30 protein-coding genes and 1 pseudogene are annotated in these 25,607 nt (G+C 69.2%); 18 read left to right on the top strand and 13 right to left on the bottom strand.

Going from position 1 to position 25,607, the window contains the following annotated elements:
* Nucleotides 1–115 precede the first annotated feature (115 nt).
* Nucleotides 116–529: a hypothetical protein gene (locus ACFVAE_RS01425; RefSeq protein ID WP_378887176.1), complete on the bottom strand. Its 414-nt coding sequence runs from the start codon at nucleotides 527–529 to the stop codon at nucleotides 116–118.
* Nucleotides 530–574: 45 nt separating this feature from the next.
* Nucleotides 575–1,699: a heme A synthase gene (locus ACFVAE_RS01430; RefSeq protein WP_378887178.1), complete on the bottom strand. Its 1,125-nt coding sequence runs from the start codon at nucleotides 1,697–1,699 to the stop codon at nucleotides 575–577.
* A gap of 234 nt (nucleotides 1,700–1,933) precedes the next feature.
* Here ACFVAE_RS01430 and sufB point away from each other — a divergent pair, with 234 nt between their 5' ends.
* From sufB to ACFVAE_RS01465, 7 genes are all read left to right on the top strand, one after another.
* Complete coding sequence (gene sufB / locus ACFVAE_RS01435; RefSeq protein WP_378887180.1) at nucleotides 1,934–3,352, top strand: Fe-S cluster assembly protein SufB; 1,419 nt, start codon at nucleotides 1,934–1,936, stop codon at nucleotides 3,350–3,352.
* A 3-nt stretch (nucleotides 3,353–3,355) separates the two neighbouring features.
* Nucleotides 3,356–4,507 carry a Fe-S cluster assembly protein SufD gene (gene sufD, locus ACFVAE_RS01440; protein ID WP_378887182.1) on the top strand — a complete coding sequence of 384 codons (1,152 nt, stop codon included), beginning with the start codon at nucleotides 3,356–3,358 and terminating at the stop codon, nucleotides 4,505–4,507.
* Nucleotides 4,504–4,830 carry a non-heme iron oxygenase ferredoxin subunit gene (locus ACFVAE_RS01445; RefSeq protein WP_378887184.1) on the top strand — a complete coding sequence of 109 codons (327 nt, stop codon included), beginning with the start codon at nucleotides 4,504–4,506 and terminating at the stop codon, nucleotides 4,828–4,830. Before sufD ends, ACFVAE_RS01445 begins: the two co-directional genes overlap by 4 nt.
* A 33-nt stretch (nucleotides 4,831–4,863) precedes the next feature.
* Nucleotides 4,864–5,634 (top strand): Fe-S cluster assembly ATPase SufC, encoded by a 771-nt coding sequence (sufC, locus tag ACFVAE_RS01450; protein WP_378887186.1) that lies wholly within the window; start codon nucleotides 4,864–4,866, stop codon nucleotides 5,632–5,634.
* Nucleotides 5,635–5,643: 9 nt separating this feature from the next.
* On the top strand, nucleotides 5,644–5,973 hold the full coding sequence (locus ACFVAE_RS01455) for a metal-sulfur cluster assembly factor (protein ID WP_285630448.1): 330 nt from the start codon (nucleotides 5,644–5,646) through the stop codon (nucleotides 5,971–5,973).
* Nucleotides 5,974–6,074: 101 nt separating this feature from the next.
* A complete protein-coding gene (locus ACFVAE_RS01460) occupies nucleotides 6,075–7,235 on the top strand; it encodes a MalY/PatB family protein (RefSeq protein WP_378887189.1) in 1,161 nt (386 codons plus the stop codon).
* Nucleotides 7,232–8,656 carry an MFS transporter gene (locus ACFVAE_RS01465; RefSeq protein ID WP_378887191.1) on the top strand — a complete coding sequence of 475 codons (1,425 nt, stop codon included), beginning with the start codon at nucleotides 7,232–7,234 and terminating at the stop codon, nucleotides 8,654–8,656. The genes ACFVAE_RS01460 and ACFVAE_RS01465 overlap by 4 nt, the downstream gene beginning before the upstream one ends.
* Here the strand turns inward: ACFVAE_RS01465 and ACFVAE_RS01470 are convergent.
* A complete protein-coding gene (locus tag ACFVAE_RS01470; RefSeq protein ID WP_378887193.1) occupies nucleotides 8,628–9,173 on the bottom strand; it encodes a TetR family transcriptional regulator in 546 nt (181 codons plus the stop codon). The two genes, ACFVAE_RS01465 and ACFVAE_RS01470, sit on opposite strands and share 29 nt — an antisense overlap.
* A 51-nt stretch (nucleotides 9,174–9,224) precedes the next feature.
* Here ACFVAE_RS01470 and ACFVAE_RS01475 point away from each other — a divergent pair, with 51 nt between their 5' ends.
* The 4 genes and pseudogenes from ACFVAE_RS01475 to ACFVAE_RS01490 form a co-directional block, all read left to right on the top strand.
* Nucleotides 9,225–9,803 (top strand): biotin transporter BioY, encoded by a 579-nt coding sequence (locus tag ACFVAE_RS01475; RefSeq protein WP_378887195.1) that lies wholly within the window; start codon nucleotides 9,225–9,227, stop codon nucleotides 9,801–9,803.
* A 73-nt stretch (nucleotides 9,804–9,876) separates the two neighbouring features.
* The gene (locus tag ACFVAE_RS01480; protein WP_378887197.1) at nucleotides 9,877–10,488 is read left to right on the top strand and encodes an energy-coupling factor ABC transporter ATP-binding protein; all 612 of its coding nucleotides are present in this window, start codon (nucleotides 9,877–9,879) and stop codon (nucleotides 10,486–10,488) included.
* The gene (locus tag ACFVAE_RS01485; RefSeq protein WP_378887199.1) at nucleotides 10,485–11,081 is read left to right on the top strand and encodes an energy-coupling factor transporter transmembrane component T family protein; all 597 of its coding nucleotides are present in this window, start codon (nucleotides 10,485–10,487) and stop codon (nucleotides 11,079–11,081) included. Before ACFVAE_RS01480 ends, ACFVAE_RS01485 begins: the two co-directional genes overlap by 4 nt.
* An 89-nt stretch (nucleotides 11,082–11,170) precedes the next feature.
* Nucleotides 11,171–11,263 (top strand): annotated as a pseudogene (locus ACFVAE_RS01490) (CHY zinc finger protein); the annotation flags it as partial.
* 18 nt (nucleotides 11,264–11,281) lie between these two features.
* On the opposite strand, the gene ACFVAE_RS01495 reads toward ACFVAE_RS01490, so the two are convergent.
* From ACFVAE_RS01495 to ACFVAE_RS01510, 4 genes are all read right to left on the bottom strand, one after another.
* Nucleotides 11,282–12,664: an acyltransferase gene (locus ACFVAE_RS01495; protein ID WP_378887201.1), complete on the bottom strand. Its 1,383-nt coding sequence runs from the start codon at nucleotides 12,662–12,664 to the stop codon at nucleotides 11,282–11,284.
* 71 nt (nucleotides 12,665–12,735) lie between these two features.
* Nucleotides 12,736–13,404, bottom strand: a complete 669-nt coding sequence (locus tag ACFVAE_RS01500; RefSeq protein WP_378887203.1) for a response regulator — start codon at nucleotides 13,402–13,404, stop codon at nucleotides 12,736–12,738.
* On the bottom strand, nucleotides 13,401–14,768 hold the full coding sequence (locus ACFVAE_RS01505) for a sensor histidine kinase (RefSeq protein ID WP_378887205.1): 1,368 nt from the start codon (nucleotides 14,766–14,768) through the stop codon (nucleotides 13,401–13,403). Before ACFVAE_RS01505 ends, ACFVAE_RS01500 begins: the two co-directional genes overlap by 4 nt.
* Before the next feature lie 5 nt (nucleotides 14,769–14,773).
* Nucleotides 14,774–15,454 (bottom strand): DedA family protein, encoded by a 681-nt coding sequence (locus ACFVAE_RS01510; protein WP_378887207.1) that lies wholly within the window; start codon nucleotides 15,452–15,454, stop codon nucleotides 14,774–14,776.
* Nucleotides 15,455–15,608: 154 nt separating this feature from the next.
* On the opposite strand from ACFVAE_RS01510, the gene ACFVAE_RS01515 reads away from it, so the two are divergent.
* Nucleotides 15,609–17,207 carry an ABC-F family ATP-binding cassette domain-containing protein gene (locus ACFVAE_RS01515; RefSeq protein ID WP_378887209.1) on the top strand — a complete coding sequence of 533 codons (1,599 nt, stop codon included), beginning with the start codon at nucleotides 15,609–15,611 and terminating at the stop codon, nucleotides 17,205–17,207.
* A 69-nt stretch (nucleotides 17,208–17,276) separates the two neighbouring features.
* The gene (locus ACFVAE_RS01520) at nucleotides 17,277–17,897 is read left to right on the top strand and encodes an HAD family hydrolase (RefSeq protein WP_378887211.1); all 621 of its coding nucleotides are present in this window, start codon (nucleotides 17,277–17,279) and stop codon (nucleotides 17,895–17,897) included.
* Nucleotides 17,898–17,905: 8 nt separating this feature from the next.
* On the opposite strand, the gene ACFVAE_RS01525 is transcribed toward ACFVAE_RS01520, so the two are convergent.
* From ACFVAE_RS01525 to ACFVAE_RS01535, 3 genes are read right to left on the bottom strand one after another with little or no spacing between them, the layout of a single operon-like run.
* Nucleotides 17,906–18,718, bottom strand: coding sequence for an SURF1 family protein (locus tag ACFVAE_RS01525; protein WP_378887213.1), 813 nt, complete (start codon nucleotides 18,716–18,718; stop codon nucleotides 17,906–17,908).
* Nucleotides 18,715–18,912: a hypothetical protein gene (locus ACFVAE_RS01530; RefSeq protein ID WP_378887215.1), complete on the bottom strand. Its 198-nt coding sequence runs from the start codon at nucleotides 18,910–18,912 to the stop codon at nucleotides 18,715–18,717. Before ACFVAE_RS01530 ends, ACFVAE_RS01525 begins: the two co-directional genes overlap by 4 nt.
* A complete protein-coding gene (locus tag ACFVAE_RS01535) occupies nucleotides 18,909–19,256 on the bottom strand; it encodes a DUF3099 domain-containing protein (protein ID WP_378887217.1) in 348 nt (115 codons plus the stop codon). Before ACFVAE_RS01535 ends, ACFVAE_RS01530 begins: the two co-directional genes overlap by 4 nt.
* An 87-nt stretch (nucleotides 19,257–19,343) precedes the next feature.
* Here ACFVAE_RS01535 and fabG point away from each other — a divergent pair, with 87 nt between their 5' ends.
* The gene (gene fabG, locus ACFVAE_RS01540; RefSeq protein ID WP_378858927.1) at nucleotides 19,344–20,054 is read left to right on the top strand and encodes a 3-oxoacyl-ACP reductase FabG; all 711 of its coding nucleotides are present in this window, start codon (nucleotides 19,344–19,346) and stop codon (nucleotides 20,052–20,054) included.
* Between the two features lie 11 nt (nucleotides 20,055–20,065).
* On the top strand, nucleotides 20,066–20,557 hold the full coding sequence (locus tag ACFVAE_RS01545) for a GNAT family N-acetyltransferase (RefSeq protein ID WP_378887219.1): 492 nt from the start codon (nucleotides 20,066–20,068) through the stop codon (nucleotides 20,555–20,557).
* Nucleotides 20,558–20,592: 35 nt separating this feature from the next.
* Here the strand turns inward: ACFVAE_RS01545 and ACFVAE_RS01550 are convergent, their stop codons facing one another.
* From ACFVAE_RS01550 to glgC, 3 genes are read right to left on the bottom strand one after another with little or no spacing between them, the layout of a single operon-like run.
* Entirely contained in the window at nucleotides 20,593–21,288 is a 696-nt protein-coding gene (locus tag ACFVAE_RS01550) for an alpha/beta fold hydrolase (RefSeq protein ID WP_378887221.1), read from the bottom strand.
* Between the two features lie 32 nt (nucleotides 21,289–21,320).
* Nucleotides 21,321–21,956: a phosphoserine phosphatase SerB gene (gene serB / locus ACFVAE_RS01555; protein WP_378887223.1), complete on the bottom strand. Its 636-nt coding sequence runs from the start codon at nucleotides 21,954–21,956 to the stop codon at nucleotides 21,321–21,323.
* A gap of 16 nt (nucleotides 21,957–21,972) precedes the next feature.
* The gene (gene glgC / locus ACFVAE_RS01560; RefSeq protein ID WP_378887225.1) at nucleotides 21,973–23,214 is read right to left on the bottom strand and encodes a glucose-1-phosphate adenylyltransferase; all 1,242 of its coding nucleotides are present in this window, start codon (nucleotides 23,212–23,214) and stop codon (nucleotides 21,973–21,975) included.
* A gap of 47 nt (nucleotides 23,215–23,261) precedes the next feature.
* Here glgC and glgA point away from each other — a divergent pair, with 47 nt between their 5' ends.
* From glgA to ACFVAE_RS01575, 3 genes are all read left to right on the top strand, one after another.
* On the top strand, nucleotides 23,262–24,446 hold the full coding sequence (gene glgA, locus ACFVAE_RS01565) for a glycogen synthase (protein WP_378887227.1): 1,185 nt from the start codon (nucleotides 23,262–23,264) through the stop codon (nucleotides 24,444–24,446).
* Between the two features lie 17 nt (nucleotides 24,447–24,463).
* Nucleotides 24,464–25,249: an ABC transporter ATP-binding protein gene (locus ACFVAE_RS01570; protein WP_378887229.1), complete on the top strand. Its 786-nt coding sequence runs from the start codon at nucleotides 24,464–24,466 to the stop codon at nucleotides 25,247–25,249.
* Nucleotides 25,250–25,339: 90 nt separating this feature from the next.
* Nucleotides 25,340–25,597 (top strand): type B 50S ribosomal protein L31, encoded by a 258-nt coding sequence (locus tag ACFVAE_RS01575; RefSeq protein ID WP_157312653.1) that lies wholly within the window; start codon nucleotides 25,340–25,342, stop codon nucleotides 25,595–25,597.
* The last annotated feature ends 10 nt before the right edge of the window (nucleotides 25,598–25,607 follow it).

The raw sequence follows: 25,607 nt of genomic DNA on the forward strand, positions 1-25,607 counted from the left end.
CGCGCGGGGGCTGCGGGGTGGTGTTTGGGGGCTGGGTGTTGGGGGGGGGTATTGCGGGGGTGCCGGGGGCGCCGGGCGCCCCCGGGGGGGGGGGCCGACCTCCTTCTGTTCCGGCTCAGCGAGCGGATGCCGCGCCCACGGACGCGGTGGGGGAGTCCTCCTCGACCGGTGCGGTGACGTCCGAGGTCTCCTCGAGGTCCGTCGCGTCGACGACGGGTGACTCCTGCTGCGCGGTCCAGTCGATCGGCTCGACGGTCTCGGGCTTCGGCTGAGGGATGAGGGCCTTGGCGGCGGCGAGGGCCAGAGCCAGCAGCAGGCCGATCACGCCTGCGCCGAGCACGACCGCGCCGAGCATGACCCAGCTCTGCCCGGCGTAGACCTCGACGCCCGTGGCGGTGCCGTCCAGCAGTGCGGAGGTCATCGCACCGATCTGGCGGGTGGACAGCCAGCCCCCGACGCCGATCCCGGCGAGCGAGAGCAGCACCAGAAGGAGATAGGGGACGGAACGGAACAGGCTTGTCTTCTTCATGTCCGGAACTCTTCCGGACCGCCTGATGCGCGGCTTATGCGCCGACTATGCGTGACCTGCGTGCTCGGCGAGGGTCGGGGTCTCGTAGGCCGAGGCCGGGCGCTTCAGCTTGAGCACGACCACGGTGTAGGCGGCTGCCGAGAGCGAGGCGAGCATCATGTGGATGCCGACCAGTACCGGCGGTAGGCCGTGCCGAGCCTGCAGCACGCCCACCAGAACCTGCACGAGCACGGCGGCGGCCAGCACGATCAGCCAGTTGCGCGGCGGCAGGCGCAGCACGAAGGCACTGATCAGGAGCACGACGATCAGTGCGGCGAGCAGGTAACCCGGCCAGGAGTGCACGTGCGCCAGCCAGGTGGCGTCGAACCCGTTGCGCTGGATGTTCGCGTCGCCGGAGTGCGGACCGGAGCCGGTGGTGAGCACGCCGAACAGGATGGTGAGGGCCAGGGCGAGCCCGGTGACGTGGGTGAGGACGGCGAACCAGCGCGGCACGGCCGCCTTCCGCGGCCCCGGAGTCGCGTTCATCCGCACGAGGAACGCGGCCGTGACGCACACGAGCAGCAGCGAGGAGGCGTAGTGGAAGCCGACGATGAAGGCGTTGAGCTCGGTCAGCACGGCGAACCCGCCGACGACGGCCTGGGCCATCACGCCCGCCAGGGTGATCCACGCCAGCAGCGCCAGATCGCGACGTCGCGCGGTGCGGCGCAGTGAGTCGATCGCGCCCGCGAGCACCGAGATCAGCAGTGCTGCGGACATCAGCGCCGCCGAGTAGACGACGCCGGCTCCCGCGGCGATCGCGTACACGGCGACGGCCAGCACCACTCCGCCGAGTGCGAACCAGAGCGCGCGGAAGACGAGCGAGCGCCCGCCGACGGCGTGCACGGTGAGCAGGACCACCGCCAGCGCGACCAGGCCGACGACACCCGTCATGGTCCTGTTGCCGAACTCGATGATGCCGTGGATGCCCTGCTCGGGCAGCGGGATCAGGGACTCGGGCGTGCACAGCGGCCAGTCGGAGCATCCGAGGCCTGAGCCGGTGAGACGCACCGCGCCACCGGTGCCGATGATGATCACCTCGGCCAGGAACGAGAGCCAGGCGAACACCCGCAGCGGGCGGGTGACGGCGACGACCCGCGTCTCGGCGGCAGACGTGACGGAACTGGCGTGCATGGCACCTCCGGCCCGCAGGCATCCGGGAAGAACGGCTCGGATGTCGGCGAAACCTGTAGAATCGGATTGTTGCGATGCGCGCGCGGAGCGCGAGACGCATCAGCAACAGTTTAGGCGCGATGAATGCGTCGCTGATGAGGGCCCCACAGCGGTATCCCAGTCCCCGTTCACTCGACGGGGGTCGGGCATGCCGGGGCGGATGACACCGTTTGCGGCCTGTAGAGGAGAGTGTGTATGTCGGATGTGCTGATCGACCGCCCCGAGCTCGATGGTCTGGGGGTGTACGAGTTCGGCTGGCACGATGAGGACGTCGCCGGCGCCAGCGCGAAGCGCGGCCTGAGCGAAGCCGTCGTGCGCGACATCTCCGGGCTCAAGAACGAGCCGGAGTGGATGCTGAAGACCCGTCTGAAGGGTCTCTCGCTGTTCGGTCGCAAGCCGATGCCGACCTGGGGCGCCGACCTCAGCGAGATCGACTTCGACAACATCAAGTACTTCGTCCGCTCCACCGAGAAGCAGGCGCAGTCGTGGGAGGAACTCCCCGACGACATCAAGAACACCTACGAGCGCCTCGGCATCCCCGAGGCCGAGCGCCAGCGCCTGGTCGCCGGTGTCGCCGCCCAGTACGAGTCCGAGGTCGTGTACCACCAGATCCGCGAGGACCTGGAGGAGCAGGGCGTCATCTTCATGGACACCGACACCGCGCTGCGCGAGCACCCGGAGTTCTTCGAGGAGTACTTCGGCACCGTCATCCCCCCTGGGGACAACAAGTTCGCCGCGCTGAACACCGCGGTGTGGTCCGGCGGCTCGTTCGTCTACGTCCCGAAGGGCGTGCACGTCGAGATCCCGCTGCAGGCCTACTTCCGGATCAACACCGAGAACATGGGCCAGTTCGAGCGCACGCTGATCATCGCCGACGAGGACAGCTACGTGCACTACATCGAGGGCTGCACCGCCCCGATCTACAAGTCCGACTCGCTGCACTCGGCCGTGGTCGAGATCATCGTGAAGAAGAACGCCCGCGTTCGCTACACGACGATCCAGAACTGGTCGAACAACGTCTACAACCTGGTCACCAAGCGCGCCGTGGCGCACGAGGGAGCGACCATGGAGTGGGTCGACGGCAACATCGGCTCCAAGGTGACGATGAAGTACCCGTCGATCTATCTGATGGGCGAGCACGCCAAGGGCGAGACCCTATCGGTCGCGTTCGCCGGCCCCGGCCAGCACCAGGACGCCGGCGCGAAGATGATCCACATGGCGCCGTACACGCAGTCGTCGATCGTCTCGAAGTCGATCGCCCGCGGCGGCGGCCGCGCCGGATACCGTGGCGAGGTGCGGGTGGACCCCGCCGCGCACCACTCCGCGAACACCGTGCGCTGCGACGCACTGCTGGTCGACACGCAGTCCCGCTCCGACACCTACCCGGCGATCGACATCCGCGTCGACGACGTGCAGCTCGGCCACGAGGCCACGGTCTCGAAGGTCAGCGAGGAGCAGCTGTTCTACCTGCAGTCCCGCGGCATGCCCGAGGACGAGGCGATGGCGATGGTCGTGCGCGGCTTCATCGAGCCGATCGCGCGTGAGCTGCCGATGGAGTACGCGATGGAGCTGAACAAGCTCATCGAGATGGGCATGGAAGGTTCGGTGGGCTGACCCGTGACAACCGCATACATCGAGGTCGAGCCTGCCTTCGTGCCGGTGCAGACCCGTTCAGAGCGGCCGCACTCGTTCGAGCCGGACGACTTCGGCGCTCCGAACGGCCGTGAGGTCAACTGGAAGCACACGCCCGTCGAGAAGCTGCGCGCCCTGTTCGAGGTCGCGGCGCAGAACGACGGCGTGACCTACGAGGTCAGCTCCGATGAGTACGTGGGCGCTCCGCTGGAGGCCGGCACCGCGCCGCGCGGCGAGTTCTTCCGTCCCGAGGACGTCGTCTCCGCCGTGGCCTGGAAGGGCTCGGCTGAGGCGCTGCACATCGACATCCCGCAGGATGCCGAGGTCGCCGAGCCGATCGTCGTGACCGTCACCGGTCAGGGCGCCGAGCGCCGTGCCGACGGTCACATCGTGATCGAGGCCGGCGTCAACAGCTCCGCCACCGTGCTGCTGCGTCACGTGGGTTCGGCCCAGTACGCGCAGAATGTCGAGATCCTGGTCCGCGACGGCGCGAAGCTCACCGTGGTCAGTGTGCAGCAGTGGCAGGACGACGCCGTGCACGCGGCGTCCCACCAGGTGCAGGTCGGCCGTGACGCGGCCCTCACCCACTCGATCGTCAGCTTCGGCGGCGGCCTGGTGCGCGTGAACCCGAACGTCGAGCTCGCCGGCAACGGCGCGCAGGGACGCCTGTACGGCCTGTCCTACGCCGACGCCGGGCAGCACCTGGAGTCGCAGGTGTACCTGTATCACAAGGGTGCGCACACCGTCGGCGACGTGCTCTACAAGGGTGCGCTGCAGGGCGAGAGCGCGCACAGCGTCTGGATCGGCGACGTGCTGATCGGTGCCGACGCCGTCGGCACCGACTCCTACGAGGCGAACCGCAACCTGGTGCTCACCGAGGGCGCACGCGCCGACTCGATCCCGAACCTCGAGATCGAGACCGGCGACATCGTCGGCGCGGGCCACGCCAGCGCCACCGGGCGCTTCGACGACGAGCAGCTGTTCTACCTGCAGGCGCGCGGCATCGATGAGGAGCAGGCGCGACGTCTGGTCGTGCTCGGCTTCCTCAGCGACATCGTCCAGCGTCTGGGCATCCCGTCGCTGGAGGAGGAGCTCATGGCCGCCATCGAGGCCGAACTCGCCGAGGTGAACGCGTGACCGCGGTGCGTGCCTGCGCACTCAGCGAGCTCGAGCAGGACACGCCGCTGCGCGTGGTGCTCGACGGCAAGCCGATGGCGGTGGTGCGCGACTCGAACGATGTCGTGCACGCGATCGGCGACACCTGCACCCACGGCGACATCTCGCTGTCCGAGGGCTTCGTCGAGGGTGAGACGCTGGAGTGCTGGGCCCACGGCTCGGCGTTCTCGCTCGTCACCGGCAAGCCTCTCAACCTCCCTGCTTTCGAGCCCGTCCCGGTCTACACCGTCACGATCGACGGAGACGACGTGCTCATCGACCCGAGTGCGACGGTCGCGGCCTGAGCCGCCCTCGCACGAGAAACGAAGGAAATCTGAATGTCTGTTCTTGAGATCCGCGACCTGCACGTGACGGTCGAGACGGATGCCGGAACCACCCCGATCCTCAACGGCATCGACCTGACCATCAAGACCGGCGAGACGCACGCCATCATGGGCCCGAACGGCTCTGGCAAGTCGACCCTCGCCTACACGATCGCCGGTCACCCGAAGTACACCGTCACTCAGGGCTCCATCACCTTCGACGGTGAGGACGTCCTCGCGATGAGCGTCGACGAGCGCGCCCGTGCCGGCCTGTTCCTGGCCATGCAGTACCCGGTCGAGATCCCCGGCGTCACCGTGACCAACTTCCTGCGCACGGCGAAGACCGCGCTCGACGGCGAGGCTCCTTCCATCCGACAGTGGACCAAGGACGTCAAGGCGTCGATGGCGAACCTGCGCATGGACCCGAAGTTCGCTCAGCGCAACGTCAACGAGGGCTTCTCCGGCGGCGAGAAGAAGCGCCACGAGATCCTGCAGCTCGAGGTGCTGAAGCCGAAGTTCGCCGTGCTCGACGAGACCGACTCCGGCCTCGACGTCGACGCGCTGAAGATCGTCTCGGAGGGCGTGAACCGCGCCAAGGAGCAGACGAACCTCGGCGTGCTGCTGATCACCCACTACACCCGCATCCTGCGCTACATCCGTCCGCAGTTCGTGCACGTGGTGGTCGCGGGCAAGATCGTCGAGGAGGGCGGCCCGGAGCTGGCCGACCGTCTCGAGGACGAGGGCTACGACCGGTTCCTCGACCCCTCCGCTCCCATCGAAGCGTAGGCTGAGGCCATGACCGCAACGCTGACCGACGAGAAGTACGACGAGGTCACCGAGGCTCTGAAGGACGTCATGGATCCCGAGCTCGGGATCAACGTCGTCGATCTGGGACTGATCTACGATCTCGCCTGGGACGACGAGAACGACGCGCTCGTCATCCACATGACCCTGACCAGCGCCGGATGCCCGCTCACCGACGTGCTCGAGGAGCAGACCGCGCAGGCGCTGGACAGCGTCGTCGACCGGTTCCGCATCAACTGGGTCTGGATGCCGCCGTGGGGTCCTGAGCGGATCACCGACGACGGACGCGACATGATGCGCGCCCTCGGCTTCGCGATCTGACACTCCTCCGAAAGTGCACGGCCGCATGACGGCCGTGCCCTTTCGCATCGGTTCCCGAGCCGGCGGGGCCGGACGCACGATCCCATCGATAGGCTCTTCCCATGACCGCCACCCCCCTTCGCGCCCTTCCTCTCGACGTCCTGCGCCGGCGGTCGAGTGAGAAGTGGCGGGAGTACCCGGCGGAGATCCTGCCGCTGTTCGTCGCAGAGACGGACTTCCCTCTCGCGCCGGCGATCAGTGCCGCGCTCGAGCGCGCCGTGCGCATCGGCGACACCGGCTACGTCGCCTCGCAGACGCCGCTTCCCGAGGCCTACGCGGCCTTCGCCGAGCGTCGGTTCGGCTGGCGGCCGGATCCCGCCCGCATCCGCACCACGGCGGACGTGAGCATGGGTGTGGTGGAGATCCTGCGTCGTGAGATCGCGCCGGGGGAGCGCGTCGTCGTGACACCGCCGGTGTACCCGCCGTTCTTCGATCTGGTCGACGAGGCGGGCGGGGTCGTCGAGCGCGTGCCGCTGCGCGACACCGGTTCGGGCTGGGAGCTCGACCTCGACGGCATCGAGGCCGCTCTCACCGCCGGCGCCCGCGCGGTGCTGCTGTGCAACCCGCACAACCCGACCGGCTCGGTGCACACCCTCGAATCGCTCGCGGGTCTCGCCGAGATCGCAGAGCGGCACGGCGCCGTCGTGGTCTCGGACGAGATCCACGCGCCGCTCGTGCAGCCGGATGCCGGGTTCACACCCTTCCTCGCGGCGTCGGATGCGGCGGCGCGCGTCGGCTTCGCCGTGACGAGCGCCAGCAAGGCGTTCAACCTCGCCGGCCTGAAGTGCGCACTGATGATCGCGGCCTCCGACGAGAAGACGGCGATCCTGCGCGGCCTGCCGGTCGAGGTGGAGTGGCGCACGGGTCAGTTCGGGGTGCTGGCGGCCGTCGCCGCCTTCTCTCCCGAGAGCGACGCGTGGCTGGACGGACTGCTCGCCGCCCTGGACGAGAACCGTCGCCTGCTGGGCGACCTGCTCACCGAACACCTGCCCGGATCCCGCTACCGGATGCCGGATGCCGGCTATCTCGCCTGGATCGATCTGAGCGATCTGGGCTGGGGCGACAACCCGGCGAAGCGCATCCTCCGCGAGGCGAAGGTGGCGCTGCACTTCGGCCCCGCGTTCGGTGCCGAGGGGCGCGGGCATGTGCGACTGAACTTCGGGACCAGTCCCGAGATCATCCGCGAGGCCGTGCAGCGGATCGTGCCGCTGGTCGGCGCGTGAGCGCCCCGGCATCCGCGCCGACGATCTGGGACGGACCGCGACTGGGCATCACCGTCGGCTCGGTCGTCCTGATCTTCCTGGCGGCGATCGAGGCGCTGGCGGTCACCACGGTGATGCCCCTCGTCGCCTCGGACCTGCACGGTGAGGCGCTGTACGCCGTCGCGTTCGCGGGTACCCTGGCGACCGGCGTGATCGGGATGGTCGCGGCAGGCGCCTGGAGCGATCGGGCGGGTCCGCGTGCGCCGCTGTACACCGCGATCGCCCTCTTCACGGTCGGGCTGCTGATCGCTGGGCTGGCTACCGATATGTACACCCTGGTGCTGGGACGCCTCATCCAGGGCCTCGGCGGCGGTGGGCAGACGGTCGCACTGTACGTCGTCGTGGCGCGGGTGTATCCGCCGCAGCTGCACGGAAGGATCTTCGCCGCCTATGCCGCAGCCTGGGTGGTGCCGTCGATGGTCGGCCCGTTCCTGGCCGGAGCGGTGGCGCAGTACCTGCACTGGCGGTGGGCGTTCCTCGGCGTCGCCGTGCTCACGGCACTCGCCTTCGTACTGGTCGCTGTGCGCCTGCGCGGGGTCGACCTGAACGCGCATCCGGGCGATGCCGGGACTCCTCCCGCCGAGGGGACGCCCGTCGGTGTCCGCATCGGCGTGCGCATCCTGCTCGCAGTGGTCGTCGCGATCGCAGCGGTGGCGGTCGGATTCACGGCGGATCTCGCGCCGGCGGCGGGGTGGCCGCTCGCCGCGGCATCCGTCGTCGTGATCGCGTTCGCGATCCGCGCACTGCTTCCGATGGGCACGCTGCGGGCCGCCCCGCGGCTGCCGAGCGTCGTGCTGATGCGCGGGTTGGCAGCCGGAGCGTTCTTCGCGGCCGAGGCCTACGTGCCCAAGATGCTCATGGAGCGGTTCGACTTCAGCCCGACGATCGCCGGCCTGGCGCTCACGGTCTCAGCACTGGCGTGGTCGGGCGGTTCGGCGGTACAGGGCAGATACGGCGAACGGCTCGGCAGCCGCCGGATGGTGGCGATCAGCACCGTGCTGATGCTGATCGGCTTCGGGGGCGTGCTGGCGGTCTCGCTGCTGCACGCAGCTCCGTGGGCGGTCGTCGTGCTCTGGGGATTCGCCGGCGGGGGCATGGGGCTGCTCTACCCGCGACTCACCGTGCTCACGCTCGCGTACTCGACGCCGGCTGACGAGGGGTTCAACTCCTCGGCGCTGTCGATCTCGGACTCCACCGGGTCGGCGGTGACTATCGCCGTCGCCGGACTGCTGTTCGTCAGCCTGCCCCTCGCCGGCTCCGGGTTCCCGGTGGTGTTCGCTCTGGCCGTGGCGGTCCTGCTGATCGCCGCGGTTCCCGGCTTCCGGGTCGGGGACGGCCCGGCTGCGCGGGCTGTCAGCTCCGCTGATCCGGCACAGCGCTGACCGCAGCGAACGCGCGGATGCCTGCCAGGAACACCGCGTCGAGATCCTCGGTCGGATCATGTGCGATATCCGTCGCGGCCCCGATGCTCTGCGCGTGCATGCGCTGCTGCACGAGGGTCGAGTGTCCGAGGATGAACTCGAACAGGGCGTCGGCGGACGCGCTGTCGCCGACCACCGTCTGCAGTGCGTCCTGCGCGCGACGTGCGCCCAGCCGCAGCGCATAGGTCGACATCACGACCTCTGCACCGTCGCGATAGGCGAGCAGCGCATCCCGGATGCCGACGGCGATCTCGGCGATGCCGGTGCCGGGCTCCGGCTGCGGGATGCGGGAGAGGATGCGGTCGGCGACGGCTGCCAGCAGCTCCTGCTTGTTGGCGAAGTGCCAGTACAGGGCGCTCGGCTGAACCTCGAGCTCGGCGGCGAGGCGCCGCATGGACAGGTCGGGCAGGCCCACGCGATCGAGGAGGTCGAGGGCGAGCGTCGTCACGGAGTCGCGGTCGTGTCGTCCGGATGCCATGACGTCAGTATACTGAACGACGTTCAGGTGAACAGTGTTCAGGAGGCTTTGATGTCCACTTCCACTCGTCCGCTCGGTGCCGACATCGCGCGCATCGCCGTCTTCGCGGCGCTCATCGTCGTGCTCGGCATGGTCGTCGTACCGCTGCCCGGGGGCGTGCCGATCACCGCCCAGACGCTGGGCGTGATGCTCGCAGGGCTCGTGCTCGGCGCGCGCCGAGGTGCGCTGTCGGTGCTGCTCGTGCTGGCCCTCGCCGCGATCGGGCTCCCCGTGCTGGCCGGCGGACGCGGGGGACTGGGGGTCTTCGTCGGACCGTCTGCGGGTTACCTGCTGGGCTGGGTGGTCGGCGCCGTAGTGATCGGATTCATCGCCCACCACGGTCGATTCACCTGGTGGCGGGCCGGTCTCGCCGCGGGGATCGGCGGCATCCTGGTCGTCTACCTGTTCGGCATCCCGGTACAGGCGCTGGTCACCGGCGTGCCGGTGGGTCCGACGGCACTGTCCAGCCTCGCGTTTCTGCCCGGTGACCTGCTGAAGGCCGTCGCCGCGACCGTGCTCGCCGTGGCCCTGCATCGGGCGTACCCGCGGGCGTTCGAGAACCGGGCACCGGCCGCGGTCCATGCGGCCTGAGACACCTGCGGCTGATGTGATCGCGTTCGATCGGGTCGGCGTCGAGGCGGAGGGCCGCCCGATCCTGTCGGACGTGAGCGTGCAGCTGACCGCACGACGCACCGCGGTGATCGGCGGCAACGGCACGGGCAAGTCCACTTTCGCCCGCCTGCTGAACGGTCTGCGGATGCCGAGCTCCGGTCGCATCAGCGTGCTCGGCCTCGACCCCGCTGTGGAGGCGAAGGAACTGCGGCGGAGGGTGGGCTTCGTCTTCACGAACCCGGAGGCGCAGATCCTGATGCCCACGGCGGCCGAGGACCTCGCGCTGTCGCTGCGCGGGGTGCCGCGGCACGAGATCCCTGCTCGTATCGAGCAGGTGCTCGCCGAGTACGGACTGGCGGGTCTCGGCAATGTCCCTGCATCGGGGCTCTCCGGGGGTCAGCGACAGCTGCTGGCTCTGGCAGCCGTGCTGGTGACAGGCCCCGAGCTCGTCGTCGCCGACGAGCCGACCACGCTGCTCGATCTGCGCAACGCGCGCCGCGTCGGCGACCTGCTCCTGGGACTGGAGTCGCGCTTGGTTCTGGTCACGCACGACCTCGAGCTCGCGGCGCGCTGCGACGAGGCGGTGCTGTTCGAGGGCGGGCGGGTGCGGGCGCAGGGCGAGTCCGCCGAGGTGATCGACGAATACCGGGTGAGTTGCTCGTGATCTCGCTCTACAGTCCCGGAGACGGGCTGCTGCACAGGGTGCCGGCGAGCGCGAAGCTCGCCGGACTCGTGCTCTGCGCGCTGGTGCTGTCGCTGTGGCGGCCGGTTCCGCTCGGAACGCTCGTCGTGCTTCTCGCGGTGTCGGCGGCGTATCCGCTGGCCGGCCTTCCGCCGACGATGCTCGGCGAGGCGTGGTGGCGGCTGCGCTGGGTGGTGCTGGTGCTCGGCGGGCTGCTCTGGTTGTTCGTCGGATGGGAGCCGGCCGTCGTGAACACCGGTCGCGTCGTCGCCCTTGTGCTCCTCGCCGACCTGGTGACCAGGACGACCAGGATGGGCGACCTGCTGGCCGTCCTGGAGGCGGCGCTCCGGCCGTTCCGCCGGCTAGGTGTCGATCCTGAGGCGGTCGCCCTCACGATCTCGCTCGCCATCGCGATGGTCCCGGTGATCGCCGGTCTCGCCGAGCAGGTGCGCGATGCGCAGCGCGCTCGTGGGGTGCGTCTCGGCATCCGCGCGGCGCTGCCGCTGCTAGTGCTGACGATGAAGCACGCGGATGACGTCGGCGACGCGCTGGTGGCTCGCGGCGTCGTCCGATGATCCTGGTCGGCGGGCGAACAGTGCGCGGTGCCGTCATCGATGCGCAGACGCGGTGTGCTCACTACCGCACGCCGCTGGACGTGGTCGCGATGCGGTTCCACTGCTGCGGGGAGTGGTATCCCTGCGTGCACTGCCACGATGACGCGGCGGACCACCCTCGTACGGTGTGGCCCGCCGCGCTCAGCACCGCGGAGGCTGCGCTATGCGGGGTGTGCGGCCGCGGCCTGAGCATCGAGCAGTACCGGGCGGCCGCCGAGTGCCCCGGATGCGGGGCGCCCTTCAATCCGCGCTGTGCGCTGCACCATCCGCTGTACTTCGAGTGACGGCACCGGTGTGACGATCGCCAGCGCGGCGGTCAGCGCGGTGAGTGCCGCGATCACCGTGGTCGTGGACGTCCCTCGTACCAGCAGAAGCACGACGGCCGCGGTGCCGAGCGTCGCGGCGAAGGCGACGGAGGCTGCGCGGGCGGTACGCCGCGGCAGACGGAGCGCCTCGATGCGCGACAGCGGGATGCTGATCAGGGCGGTGATCCCGAGGGCGAGTGCCAGCCAGACCGGGCGGCCCAGCCACCACTCGGGCGATGCCGGCGCGGGCAGGTCGAGCATTCCCGCCGTCGCCAGCAGCGCTGAACCGCCGGCGAGGACCAGCAGCACCGACATGTGCCAGAGGTAGATCGTCATCGCCCGCTGCGAGACGAATCCGGTGAAGGCGCGTGCGCGCTGTCGTTCGGCGAAGGCTGTGATCGGCGCGCGCAGCAGCGAGAACGCGGCGGTGTGCACGACGCCCACGAGGATCAGCGCCGCCGTCGGCGGATTGATGTTGGCGATGAGGTCCGGCGAGTAGATGCCGGTGATGAAGGTCGTGGCGAGCGCTACCAGGGCCGCGGAGCCGATCGTGACCCGCATGCGGCGTGACAGCGCGTCGATGCATCCATCGGCCAGCAGGAAGCCGAGTTGCTGCATGGTCAGCCAGACGAAGCCGAGATTCAGGAATCCGATCGCGTCGACGCCCGTCGCTGCGCGGACGATGTCGACGGTCACGGCACCTCCGGCGAGCGCGCCGAGAGCGACGAACGGCGCGGCGCGGTGCGCGCGGACAAGCAGAGGCAGCAGCGCCTGCGCCAGCAGGAACACGGCGAGGAACCACAGCGGCTGACCGAAACGGAAGCCGGCGACCTCGACGAGCTCCGCCGGCACCCCGGCCAGCGTGAGGGCGGCCAGACCGACCCCGGCGGTCCCGATCACGGCGACCGCCGGCAGAACGAGTCGATGCAGACGCCCGGTGACGAACGCGGTGGCCGAGCCCTCCGGCATCCGCTCGTACGCACGCAACCCGGCGAACCCGCCGATGACGAAGAACAGCGGCATCACCTGCAGCAGCCAGCTGACCGGTACGAGCCACCAGCCGGCATCACCGGCATTGGCGAACACGGGGCCGTCGGGTGTGACGGTGACGCCGACCATCAGGCTGTGCAGCACGACGACCGCTGTCACGCACAGGGCGCGGATCAGGTCGATCGCATGGTCGCGCCCGGTTCGGGCGGCGGGGGAGAGGGGCAGCGGAGCTTGCGGCGAACGTGGCATGTCCGGAGGCTATTTCCGGGGTATGCCGCGTCACATCGGTCCCTGGTCCCGGAATGCCCCCTACCGGGGTATCAGGCCGGCTCGACCAGCCCGTTGTCGTAGGCGTAGATGACGGCGTGCACGCGGTCGCGCAGCCCGAGCTTCGCGAACACCTTGCCGACATGCGTCTTCACGGTCTGCTCGGCGATGAACAGCTCCCCGGCGATCTCGGTGTTGGAGCGTCCCTGCGCGATCAGCACGAGCACCTCGCGCTCGCGATCGGTCAGTTCCGCGAAGGCCGGGTCGGCACGACGCGCATGCGGCCGGCGTGAGGAGAAGTGCTCGATCATGCGCCTGGTCACCCGCGGCGAGAGCAGGGCGTCGCCGGCGGCGATCACCCGCACGGCCTGTACGAGGTCGTCGGGCAGTGCGTCCTTGAGCAGGAAGCCGCTCGCTCCGGCCTCGAGCGCGTCGTAGACGTAGTCGTCGATGTCGAAGGTGGTCAGCATCAGGATGCGAGGCAGGTGGGCCGAGGGGTACGACGGGCCGAGGATGCGCCGCGTCGCGGCGATGCCGTCCAACTCCGGCATCCGCACGTCCATCAGGATGACGTCGGGATCGAGGCGCGCGGACAGCCGCACCGCCTCCTCGCCATCGGCGGCCTGACCTGCCACCGAGATGCCGTCCTGAGCTTCGAGCAGTGCCGCGAAACCCGCACGCACCATGCCCTGGTCGTCGGCCACGAGCACGCGGATCGTCATGCGGTTCCCTTCTCGGCGGCGCCGGATGCCGGATGCCGGGGCAGCCGTGCGGACACCACCCATCCTCCCGCGGCGTCGGGGCCCGCCTGCACCGAACCGCCGAGGAGCTCTGCGCGCTCCGTCATGCCGCGGACACCGTGGCCGCCGCCCCACGTGTGAGCGACCGGCTCGGTGGAGGTGCCGTTGGCGATCCACGCGGAGATGTGCTCCTCGGTGCTGGAGAGGGCCACGGAGATCGCCGCACCGGGGGCATGCCGGACCGCGTTGCTCAGCGCCTCCTGCGTGATGCGGTAAAGCGCGATCTGCGCGGAGGCATCGACGTCGCCCTTCACACGTCCGGAGAGCGACACGTCGGCACCGGCACGGCGGGTGGTCTCGACCAGCGCCGCGAGCTGGTCGATGCCGCGCTGCGGCGCGAGTTCCGCGGTGTGGTCCTCGGTGCGGAGCACACCGAGGATGCGGCGCATCTCGCCGAGAGAGGTGCGGGCGGTGGCGGCGATGGCGTCGAACTCGGATGCCGCGTCATCCGGTATGTCGGGAAGCCGGTATCGGGCCGTCGAGGCCTGGACCTGGATCAACGACATGCTGTGCGCGACCACGTCGTGCAGTTCCCGGGCGATGCGCGTGCGCTCCTCGATCAGCTCGCGGCGGGCCAGTTCCTGGGCCGACTGCGCGCGTTCCCTGACGAGTTCATCGGTGATGCGCAGCTGCCCGGCCACCAGAACGGCGATCAGATATGCGGCGGAGGCGACCGATGCCGTGACGATGAGGTCGGCGATCAGGCCGCCGGACGCCGAGATGTCCGGAATCACTCCGGCCGGCAGCATCACGAGCGCGATACCGGCGACCAGTACGAACAGGCCGTATCGCCAGCCGTGCTGCAGCGTGATCGCCATGAGGAACACGACGAAGGCGATGATCATCGGCACGGACCAGGGCCACGGCACAGCGATCGCAGCCTCGGGCAGGATCGCCATCCACGGGAGCAGCACCGCGGCGACGAGAAACAGCGCGACGGCTGTGCGCGGGCGGTGCCTGCTGATCAGCGGTGCGGTGACCGCTGCTGCGCCGAGGAACATCGCCACGGGCAGATAGGTCCCGTAGAGCTGCGCGTGCACCGGCACGAGGATCGGGTAGAGCGCGATGGCGATGACCGAGAGCACGACGACCTGAGCGGTCTGGCGGTCGCGCAGGCGCCGGAACATCACGATGATGCGAGAGGGATTCTCCCGCCGCGCGGCCCGCTTCTCGGCCTTCGCCGCCTTCCGCTGGGATGCCTCCTCGGCCTTCGCCGCCTTGGCAGCGGCGTCGCGCTCGGCCTTCTCCGCTCTGCGCGTGGATCTGCGCTTCGCCGTCCTCCGCATAGGTGTCATCCTGCCATCCGGGCGGGCTCCTGCTGTGCGTCGCATCCGGTCGCGGCGTCGTCGGCGGTGTCATCGCCGGCACTTGCGGCGCGACGACGCCGGCGAGCAGCGCCGATGCGGTCGACGACGATGCCGACGGAGACGGCGATGACCACACCGAGCACGGCGGCGAGGAACGGCTGGTTCGCGAGCCAGCTACCGGCGAGGATGCCGATCGCCGCTCCGTACAGTCCCCAGGTCGCTCCGGCGATGAGGCTGATCGGCAGGAAGCGGCGCCACGGGTAACCGAGCGCGCCGGCGGAGATGTTCACCGCGACGCGGCCGACCGGGATGTAGCGCGCGCCGATGATGAGCGTGGCGCCTCGGCGGGCGAGAGCCTGCTGCGCGTGCTCGAACGCCGCCTCGATGCGCGGCCGGCGCATCCAGCGGAACCTGCTCGTGCCGATCGCCCGGCCGAGCGCGTAGGCGAGGTTGTCACCGAGCATCGCGCCGAGCGCTGCGGCGACGACGAGGGCGAGGATCGTGGGCCACCCTCCGGACGAAGCCGCTGCGGCGGCGCCCGCGACCAGGACCGTCTCGCTCGGCACAGGCGGGAACACCGCGTCGACCGCGGCGACGGCGAACATGACGAGCAGCAGCCACGGTGATGCCGCTGCGGCGAGGATGAAGTCGTTGATGGCGTCCACGATCACAACGCTAGAAAGGCAGGGAGGGGCCGCACATCAACCCACGGGTGTAGTCGCGTCATACCTCGGTACCGTTCTCACTCAGGCGGGCCACGTATACTGATCAGCTGGCCATTCGGCCGTCTCCCTCACCCTTCGAAGATCGGATGCTGCTGTGCTCGCCGTGCACGACCTCGAGATCCGCGTCGGCGCCCGTGTGCTGATGTCGGGCGTGTCCTTCCGCGTCGCCGATGGCGACAAGATCGGACTGGTCGGCCGCAACGGCGCGGGCAAGACCACGCTGACGAAGGTGCTCGCCGGAGACCTGCTGCCCTCGGACGGCAAGGTGACGAAGTCGGGCGAGCTCGGCTACCTGCCGCAGGACCCGCGCTCGGGTGACCCGGAGATGCTCGCGCGCACCCGCATCCTGGACGCGCGCGGCCTGGGCACGCTGCAGCTCGGCATCGCGACCGCGTCGCACGAGATGGCCTCGGACGACCCGAAGGTCGCCGACAAGGCGATGCGACGGTTCGCGAACCTCACGGAGCGGTTCGAGGCGATGGGCGGCTACGCCGCCGAGGCCGAGGCCGCGTCGATCGCGCACAACCTGTCGCTGCCGGACCGCATCCTCGACCAGCCTCTGAAGACTCTCTCCGGCGGTCAGCGCCGGCGCATCGAGCTGGCCCGCATCCTGTTCTCGGATGCCGGCACCATGATCCTCGACGAGCCCACCAACCACCTCGACGCGGACAGCGTCGTGTGGCTGCGCGAGTTCCTGAAGGGCTACAAGGGCGGGCTGATCGTGATCAGCCACGATGTCGAGCTGGTCGGTGAGACCGTGAACCGGGTGTTCTACCTGGACGCCAATCGCCAGATCATCGACATCTACAACATGAACTGGAAGAACTACCAGCGTCAGCGGGTGGCCGACGAGGAGCGCCGCAAGAAGGAGCGCGCCAACGCCGAGAAGAAGGCCACCCAGCTGCAGCTGCAGGCGGCGCGCTTCGGTGCGAAGGCCTCGAAGGCCGCGGCCGCGCACCAGATGGTCGCGCGCGCCGAGAAGCTGCTCTCCGGGCTGGAGGAGGTGCGCCAGGTCGACCGCGTCGCCAAGCTGCGCTTCCCGAAGCCTGCGCCCTGCGGCAAGACGCCGCTCATGGCGACCGGCCTGTCGAAGTCCTACGGCTCGTTGGAGATCTTCACCGACGTCGACCTCGCCATCGACCGCGGTTCGAAGGTCGTCGTGCTGGGGCTCAACGGTGCCGGCAAGACGACGCTGCTGCGGATCCTCGCGGGTGTGGACAAGTCCGACACCGGGCAGCTCGAGCCGGGCCATGGCCTGAAGATCGGGTACTACGCGCAGGAGCACGAGAACCTCGATGTCGGTCGCTCGGTGCTGGAGAACATGATGTCGGCGGCGCCAGACATCAACGAGACCGAGGCGCGGAAGGTGCTCGGCTCGTTCCTGTTCACCGGTGACGACGTGCTCAAGCCGGCCGGCGTGCTCTCCGGTGGTGAGAAGACCCGCCTGTCGCTCGCGACCCTTGTGGTCTCGTCCGCGAACATGCTGCTGCTCGACGAGCCGACCAACAACCTCGACCCCGCCTCGCGCGAGGAGATCCTCGGTGCCCTTGCACACTACGAAGGTGCCGTGGTGCTGGTCTCGCACGACCCCGGCGCTGTCGAGTCGCTGAATCCCGAGCGCGTGCTGATCCTGCCCGACGGTGTCGAGGACATCTGGAGCAAGGAGTACCAGGACCTCATCGAGCTCGCGTAGGCCGTCGGAGGCTTCGGCACGGCAGGCTCCTGGGGCGCCCCGGGCATCCCCTCCCCGTAGTATGCCGGGGTGGGCATACGCGCGATCTGCTGGGACTGGAACGGGACGCTGCTCGACGATGCGGAGATCTGCCGCCAGGTGATGAACCGCGTGCTGACAGCCCACGACTGCGAGCCGTTCGCCGACCTTGCGGCCTACCGCGCGACGTTCCGCTTTCCGATCAGGGAGTTCTACGCGGATGTCGGGATCGGCGACGATCGCTTCCTGCACGCAGCAGAGCAGTATCTCGCATGGCTCGAGGAGCGCACCGGAGAGGCACCGCTGCACGCCCGCGCCGACCAGACACTGGCCGCGCTGACCGATGACGGCATGACTCAGGTACTCGCCTCCGCGACGCTGCCGGACCTGCTCGCGCGTCAACTCCAGCCGCACGGTGTCGGACACCGCTTCGATCAGGTCCTCTCGATCTCCGACGCCTACCACCCGTCGAAGCACGACGTGATCGCCGGCTGGCTGCAGACGTCGCCGTTCGCTGCCGACGAGGTGCTCATGATCGGCGACACGAACCACGACCGGGAGATCGCCGCCGACCTCGGTACCCGCTTCGTGCATTTCGACGGTGGCCATCAGGTCGCGCCGCCGGGCGTGCCCAGCATCCGCGCACTGGACCGGATCGTCGACCTGTTCTGAGGCGTGGGTCAGACCTGCGCGTCGAGCAGCGCGTCCTCGGTCTCGGCGTCCCTGTCCCGTCGGCGTCGGGGAGCGCGGGGCGGACGCCCCGCGGCGTCCTCCCTCGCCTTGGTGACCTCGGTGCGGATGATGTAGCCGATGAAGATGAAGCCCATCACGGCGAACAGGATCCACTGGATCGCGTAGGAAAGGTGCGGGCCCGGGTCTTCGGTCGGCTTCTCGAAGCCTCCCAGCGCCTCAGCAGACGGGTCCTCGGACACCAGCTGCCCGTAGGCCGAGGTGATCACGTCATCCAGCCCGGTCTGCTCGGCGATCAGAGCCAGGTTGATGGTGGGCACCTGCCCTTCCGGCGCGCCCCGCCCCGACGGCGGAACCTGTTCGCCCGGACGCAGCCGCGCGATCACGGTCACCTCACCGGACGGGGGAGCGGGGACCGCCGACGGGCTGGAGTCCTCCGCGGGCGGCACCCAGCCGCGGTCGACGATGAAGACGCGGCCGTCCTCATCACGGAACGGCACCAGCACCTCGAACGCACTCGTCCCGCCGTGAGGCCGGTTGCGGGCGAGCAGCTGCTGATCGGCGAGATAGGTGCCGCGCAGTTCGACGGGCAGCCATTCATCGGACGACGCGAGCTTGCCGTCCGTGCCGATCGCGTCCGCGAGCGGCACGGGGGCGGCGTCGTAGTTCTTTTCGACGAGGGCGATCTGCCGAGCCTTCTCCTCGTTCCTGTCGAACTGCCAGTGCGACAGGAAGACGCAGACCACGGCGAACAGCGCCGCCACCAGAACGTAGACGCCCCAGCGCACCAGACGATTGTTCACTCCGGAAGGCCCTCTCGTACTTCGACGGGGAACTCCCGCGACCGCAGGTACTCGCTCAGGAAGCCGACATGCTCATCACACGCCAGCCAGACCTTCGTGCGGTCCTCGGCATGGATGCGCGGATTGCGCCACAGGATGTGATGAGTGGCCGGCAGCCGGCATCCGGCCCGGGAGCACTCCAGGTCTTCGGTCACCGCGCGTCATCCCGCTTCTCGTCGATCGTGACGACGGTCGGATGCTCCGCAGCATCGTCCACGGGCGCGGCGGGCGCTTCGAGCTGCAGCTCGGGCGACTCGGCCAGCACTTCGTTGCTGTCGCTGCCCGCGTTGGCGAACACGACAGCGATGTACGGCAGGATCGCGGCGCCGACCCCGAACGCCCAGGTCCACCAGCCGTACGGCTGCACGAGCACCATCAGGACGAAGCACACCGTGCGGATGCCCATGGTGAGCGCGTATCGGCGCACACGGTGGCTCGCCTCGTCATTCGGCGCCTGCGGAAGAGAGGTGACTGAGGGTGCGGTTCGGGTGTGCTTCACGGTGCCTCCAGCCTACGCCGAGCACACGCTCTCGGATCGCGCGCCGGTCGATAGGATGGCCAGCGACCTCGAAGAACTGGAGCACCCATGAGCGCTGACCGCGTCGTCCTCGTCACCGGCGGAAACCGCGGCATCGGCCGCGCGATCGCCGAACGCTTCGTCCGTGACGGATACCGTGTCGCGGTGACCGCGCGCAGCGGCGAGGGCCCGGAGGGCACGCTCACCGTCCGCGCCGACGTGACCGATGCTGCGGCGGTCGACGCCGCGTTCACCGAGGTCGAGCAGAAGCTCGGTCCGATCGAGATCCTCGTGGCGAACGCCGGCATCACGAAGGACACCTTGCTCATGCGCATGAGCGAGGACGACTTCGACAGCGTGGTCTCCACCAATCTCGGCGGGACGTTCCGTGTCGTCAAGCGTGCGTCGAAGGGGATGCTGCGTGCCCGCTTCGGCCGGGTGGTCCTGATCTCCAGCGTCGTCGGCCTGCTCGGCTCCGCAGGGCAGGTCAACTACGCGGCTTCGAAGAGCGCCCTGGTCGGCTTCGCCCGCTCGCTCACCCGCGAGCTCGGTGCCCGTGGCATCACGACCAATGTGGTGGCCCCCGGCTTCATCGAGACCGACATGACCGCGGAATTGCCCGAGGAGACGCAGAAGCAGTACAAGGCCAGCATCCCGGCCGGTCGCTTCGCCACCGCAGACGAGGTCGCCGGCGTGGTCACGTGGCTCGCCTCGGACGATGCCGCCTACATCTCGGGCGCGGTCATCCCCGTCGACGGCGGCCTCGGCATGGGGCACTGAGCCTCAGCGTGATGAACGACGCGCTGAGCGGCGCGGCGGGCGGAACGGGCCGCACATCGGTACGAGAAGCCGATGCCGAAGACTTCGATGCGATCGTCGGCCTCTACCGGCAGCTGCAGCCGAACGACCCTGTGCTCGCGCACGGGGAGGACCGTGTCGTGTTCGACGCGATCCTCAGTGCGCCGTGGCTGACACTGTTCGTACTCGAACAGGACGGAGCCGTCCTCGCGACGACCTACCTGAATGTCGTGCCGAACCTGAGTCGTGGCGCCTCACCATACGCCGTGATCGAGAATGTGGTCGTCGATGAGGATCATCGGGGGACCGGCCTGGGCAAGGCCATCTTGACGGCGACGCTGGACGCCGCCTGGGCGGCCGGATGCTACAAGGCGATGCTCCTCACCAGCTCGAAGTCGGCTGCGACGCACGCCTTCTATCGCACCTGCGGCTTCTCACCCGACGAGAAGACCGCCTACCTGGCCCGTCCTCCGGCGCGTCCCTAAGCCGCGGCTGTCAGGGCTTAGGGACGCCCTCCCGATCAGCGGTCGACGGCGGCGACCAGGAGCTCGGAGAGACGCTCCGGCGCGGAGAACTGCGGCCAGTGCCCCGAGCCGATCTTCACGACCTCGGTGTCGGCGATCGACTTGTACTCCTCGCCGTACGGACCCCACTCGCCGATCTGAGCCTCGAACTCGTCCTGATCGAGGCCGCCCATCAGCAGCGTGACCGGCACGCCGTGCCTGCTCTCCCTGGTGAGATCGATCGGATCGGTCGGCACACGAGCAGGCACGCTCCGGGTGAGTGGTGCGGTGCGCGCCCTCGTCTCGGCGTCGAGGTCGTACACGTCCTCGTCCGGGAAGAAGTCCCAGCCCGGGAACGGCACGACGCCTTCGACGAGCGGGAACTCACTGATCGAGCCGCCAGGATACGGCGGCACGGTGTCGACGAAGACGACGCGGCGGACCCGCTCGGGGCGGGCGTCGGCAGCGCCCCACACGACGTTGCCGCCGCCGGAGTGGCCGACCAGCACGACGGGCTCCTCCGCCTCATCGATGCGGGCGACGACGGCGTCGACCCAGTCGGCCATGCCGATCTCCGAGGACTCGGATGCTGGGGCTCCGACACCGGGCATCGTCATGGCGAAGGGGCGATGGCCGGCGGTCTTCAGCGCGTGCAGCACCGGGTCCCATGAGGAGGCGTCGAGCCAGAGGCCGGGTACGAGGATGATGTCCATGACCCGACGCTAACGTCGACGACCGACATCGGCTAGGGGAGCAGCGGAATGACCTGCGACAGGTCCTGCGAGCCGACCACCAGCGAGGCTGCGGCACGCACCGCCGGCTTCGCATTGAACGCCAGACCGAGGCCCGCGACCGCCATCATCCGCAGATCGTTCGCACCGTCGCCGATCGCGACGGTGCGGGATGCCGGAACGCCGAGTTCGGCGGCCCAGGCGAGCAGGGACGAGGCCTTGGCCTCGGCGTCGACGATCTCGCCGTCGACCCCGCCGCTGAGCGCTCCGTCGGCGACGATCAGGCGGTTCGCCCGCCAGCGATCCACGCCAAGACCGGGGGCGACGCCATCCAGGATCTCGTGGAAGCCACCGGAGACGACGCCGACGACTCCGCCGCGCTCGTGCACGGCGGCCGTCAGCTCGCGCACACCGGGCGTGGGCCGCACCCGCGCCAGTACCCGGTCGAACGAGGTCGTGGGCACACCGGCCAGGGCCGCCACCCGCGAGCGCAGGCTGGTCGCGAAATCGACCTCGCCGCGCATCGCCGCCTCGGTCGCCGACTGCACCTCGGCGCGGCGACCGGCCTCCTCGGCGAGCAGCTCGATCACCTCATCCTGGATCAGGGTGGAATCGGCATCGAGGACGACGAGGAAGCGCGCAGCGGTCACCGTCCGAGCGTAGCGGTCAGCGGGGGATGCGAAGTCCCTTGCCGACGACGGTGAGACCGGACTCGGTGACGGTGAACCCGCGCTCGATGTCGCGCTCGCGGTCGACGCCGACGGTCGCACCGTCCTCGAGGACGACGTTCTTGTCCAGCACGGCACGGTGCACCCTGGCACCCTGCCCGACGTGCACGTTGTCGAACAGCACCGAATCGGTGATGGTCGATCCGCCGGAGGCGAGGGTCCCCGGTCCGACGACGCTGCGCTCCAGATGCGTGCCGGAGAGCACGGAACCCTGCGACACGATCGAATCGATCGCGTTGCCGATGCGACCCACCGCGTCACGCACGAACTTCGCAGGCGGGGCGTTCACCGACTGGGTGCGGATCGGCCACGCGGTGTTGTACAGGTTGAACACCGGCAGGGTCGAGATCAGATCCATGTGCGCGTCGAAGAACGAGTCGATCGTGCCCACGTCCCGCCAGTAGGCGCGGTCGCGCGGCGACGACCCGGGCACGTCGTTCTGCTTCATGTCGTAGTAGCCGGCCTCGCCCCGCGAGACGAAGTACGGCACGATGTCGCCGCCCATGTCGTGACCCGAGGTGGCCAGTTCGCCGTCGGCCTCGACCGCGGCCACCAGCGCGTCCGCGTCGAAGACGTAGTTGCCCATCGACGCGAGCACCTCGTTCGGCGAATCGTCCAGTCCCGTGGCATCCGTCGGCTTCTCGAGGAACTGCCGGATGCGCCCGGTCTCGGCGTCGGCGTCGATGACGCCGAACTGCGAGGCGAGTGCGAGCGGCTGACGGATGCCGGCGACCGTGGCGGCCGCACCTGAGGCGATGTGCGCGTCCACCATCTGCTGGAAGTCCATCCGGTAGACGTGGTCGGCGCCGATGACGACGACGATGTCGGGGCGCTCGTCGTTGATGAGATTCAGGCTCTGCAGGATCGCATCGGCCGAGCCGGAGAACCAGCGCTTGCCGAGCCGCTGCTGGGCGGGCACCGAGGTGATGTAGGAATCCAGCAGGGCGGACATCCGCCAGGTCTGGGTGATGTGCCGGTCGAGACTGTGCGACTTGTACTGCGTGAGCACGACGATCTGTCGCAGCCCGGAGTTGATGAGGTTCGAGACGGCGAAATCGATGAGTCGGTACTGTCCGCCGAAGGGCACCGCCGGTTTGGCGCGATCGGCCGTCAGAGGCATCAGCCGCTTGCCCTCGCCGCCGGCGAGGATGATCCCGAAAACCTTCTTGGGTGCCGACATGGCTCCACCATAGAGGGCGGAAGACGAGATGTACTAGCGTTCCGACTATGCGAGTCGATGTCGTGACGAAGGAGTACCCGCCGGAGATCTACGGGGGTGCAGGCGTGCATGTCGCGGAGCTCGTGGCGGCTCTCCGACGGAGCATCGACGTGGAGGTGCGGGCCTTCGGCGCGAACCGTGAGGAGCCGGGGACGACGGCATATCGGACGCCCGTCGAGCTGGCCGGCGCGAACCCCGCGCTGCAGACGCTCGGCACCGATCTGGCCATGGTCGGAGACATCGCGGGCGCCGACGTCGTGCACAGTCACACCTGGTACGCGAACTTCGCGGGACATCTCGCCTCGCAGCTGCACGGCATCCCGCACGTGCTCACCGCGCACAGCCTCGAGCCGCTGCGCCCGTGGAAGGCCGAGCAGCTCGGCGGCGGCTACGCCGTCTCGAGCGGCGTGGAGAAGCTCGCCTATGAGAACGCCGCCGCGATCATCGCGGTCAGCGCAGGAATGCGCAGCGACATCCTGCGGAGCTATCCGCAGGTCGACCCGGCGCGTGTCCGCGTGATCCACAACGGCATCGACGTGGAGCGATGGCGGCCGGTGGAGGACGACGCGTTCCTGCAGAGCGTCGGCATGGACGTGGCCCGCCCGTCGGTCGTGTTCGTCGGACGGATCACCAGGCAGAAGGGTCTGCCCTATCTGCTGCGCGCTGCTGCGGAGCTTCCGCCCGACGTGCAGCTCGTGCTGTGCGCGGGTGCACCGGACACCCCGGAGATCATGTCGGAGGTGCAGGATCTCGTCCGCCTGCTGCAGCACACGAGGGAGGGCGTCATCTGGATCGATCGGATGCTGCCCCGCGACGAGCTCTCGGCGATCCTCACCGCCGCGACCACCTTCGTGTGCCCGTCGATCTACGAGCCCCTCGGCATCGTGAACCTCGAAGCGATGGCGTGCGGCGCTGCGGTCGTCGGAACAGCGACCGGCGGCATCCCGGAAGTCGTCGACGACGGTGTCACCGGCCGGCTGGTGCCGATCGATCAGGCGCAGGACGGTACAGGCACGCCCGTGGATCCGGAGCGGTACGTCGCCGATCTCGCCGCCGTGCTCACGGAGGTCGTCTCCGATCCCGCACGCGCGCGCGAGTACGGCGAGGCAGGGCGCGAGCGCGCCCGCGCGCAGTTCAGTTGGGGTGCGATCGCCGACACGACCCGGGCGCTGTACGCGGAGCTGCTCGGCTGAGCCGATAGGCTGGCCCCATGCCGAGTGCTCTGGAATTCACCGATGTCGTCGTGCGCCGCGAAGGGCGCAACATCGTCGATCACGTGACCTGGGAGGTCTCGGACGATCAGCGCTGGGTGGTGCTCGGCCCGAACGGTGCCGGCAAGACCACCCTGCTGCAGCTCGCCGACACGCTGCTGCATCCGACTTCGGGCACCGTGGACATCCTGGGGGAGACCCTCGGACGCACGGACGTGTTCGAACTGCGCCCCAGGATCGGTTTCGCATCCAGCGCGATGGCTCGTCGCGTGCCCCGCGACGAGACCGTGCTGAACGCCGTGCTCACGGCCGCCTACTCGGTGCTCGGCCGCTGGAACGAGGAGTACGAGGACATCGACGAGCGCCAGGCGATGCGCGTGCTCGCCGAATGGCATCTCGACCACCTTGCCGACCGCCTGTTCGGCACTCTCAGCGATGGCGAGCAGAAGCGTGTCCAGATCGCTCGCGCGATCATGACCGACCCCGAGCTGCTGCTGCTCGACGAGCCGACCTCGAGCCTCGACCTCGGTTCGCGCGAGGAGCTGCTGGGCCTGCTCAGCGGCTACGCCTCATCGCCGACGACGCCGGCGATGATCATGGTCACCCACCACGTCGAGGAGATCCCGGTCGGATTCACCCACGTGCTGCTCCTGCGCGATGGCGGGGTCGTCGCCGCCGGACCGATCGCGGAGACCCTGACCGCGGAGAACCTCAGCACCGCATTCGGAATGCCGATCGTGCTGACGGCTGACGGCGGGCGATACGCCGCACGCGCAGCATCCTGACGGCCGTCTGCTAGAATCGATCCTTGGTGCATTCGCACCGCAGACTTCCCTCGCCCCTGGCAGAATCCAGGGCACCACGTAAGGAATCCCATGAAGACTGACATCCACCCCGACTACCAGGCCGTCGTGTTCCGCGACCTCGGCTCGGGCGAGACCTTCCTCACCCGCTCCACCGTCACCAGCGACAAGACCATCGAGCTCGACGGTGTGGAGTACCCGGTGATCGACGTCGAGATCTCCTCGGCCTCGCACCCCTTCTACACGGGCAAGCAGCGCATCATGGACTCGGCCGGTCGCGTCGAGAAGTTCAACCAGCGCTTCAAGAACTTCGGCGGTTCCGCCAAGTAAGGCGAATCTC

Origin of the sequence: Microbacterium sp. NPDC057659 (assembly GCF_042799915.1) — a bacterium.
In the GTDB taxonomy this organism is placed as follows: Bacteria; Actinomycetota; Actinomycetes; order Actinomycetales; family Microbacteriaceae; genus Microbacterium.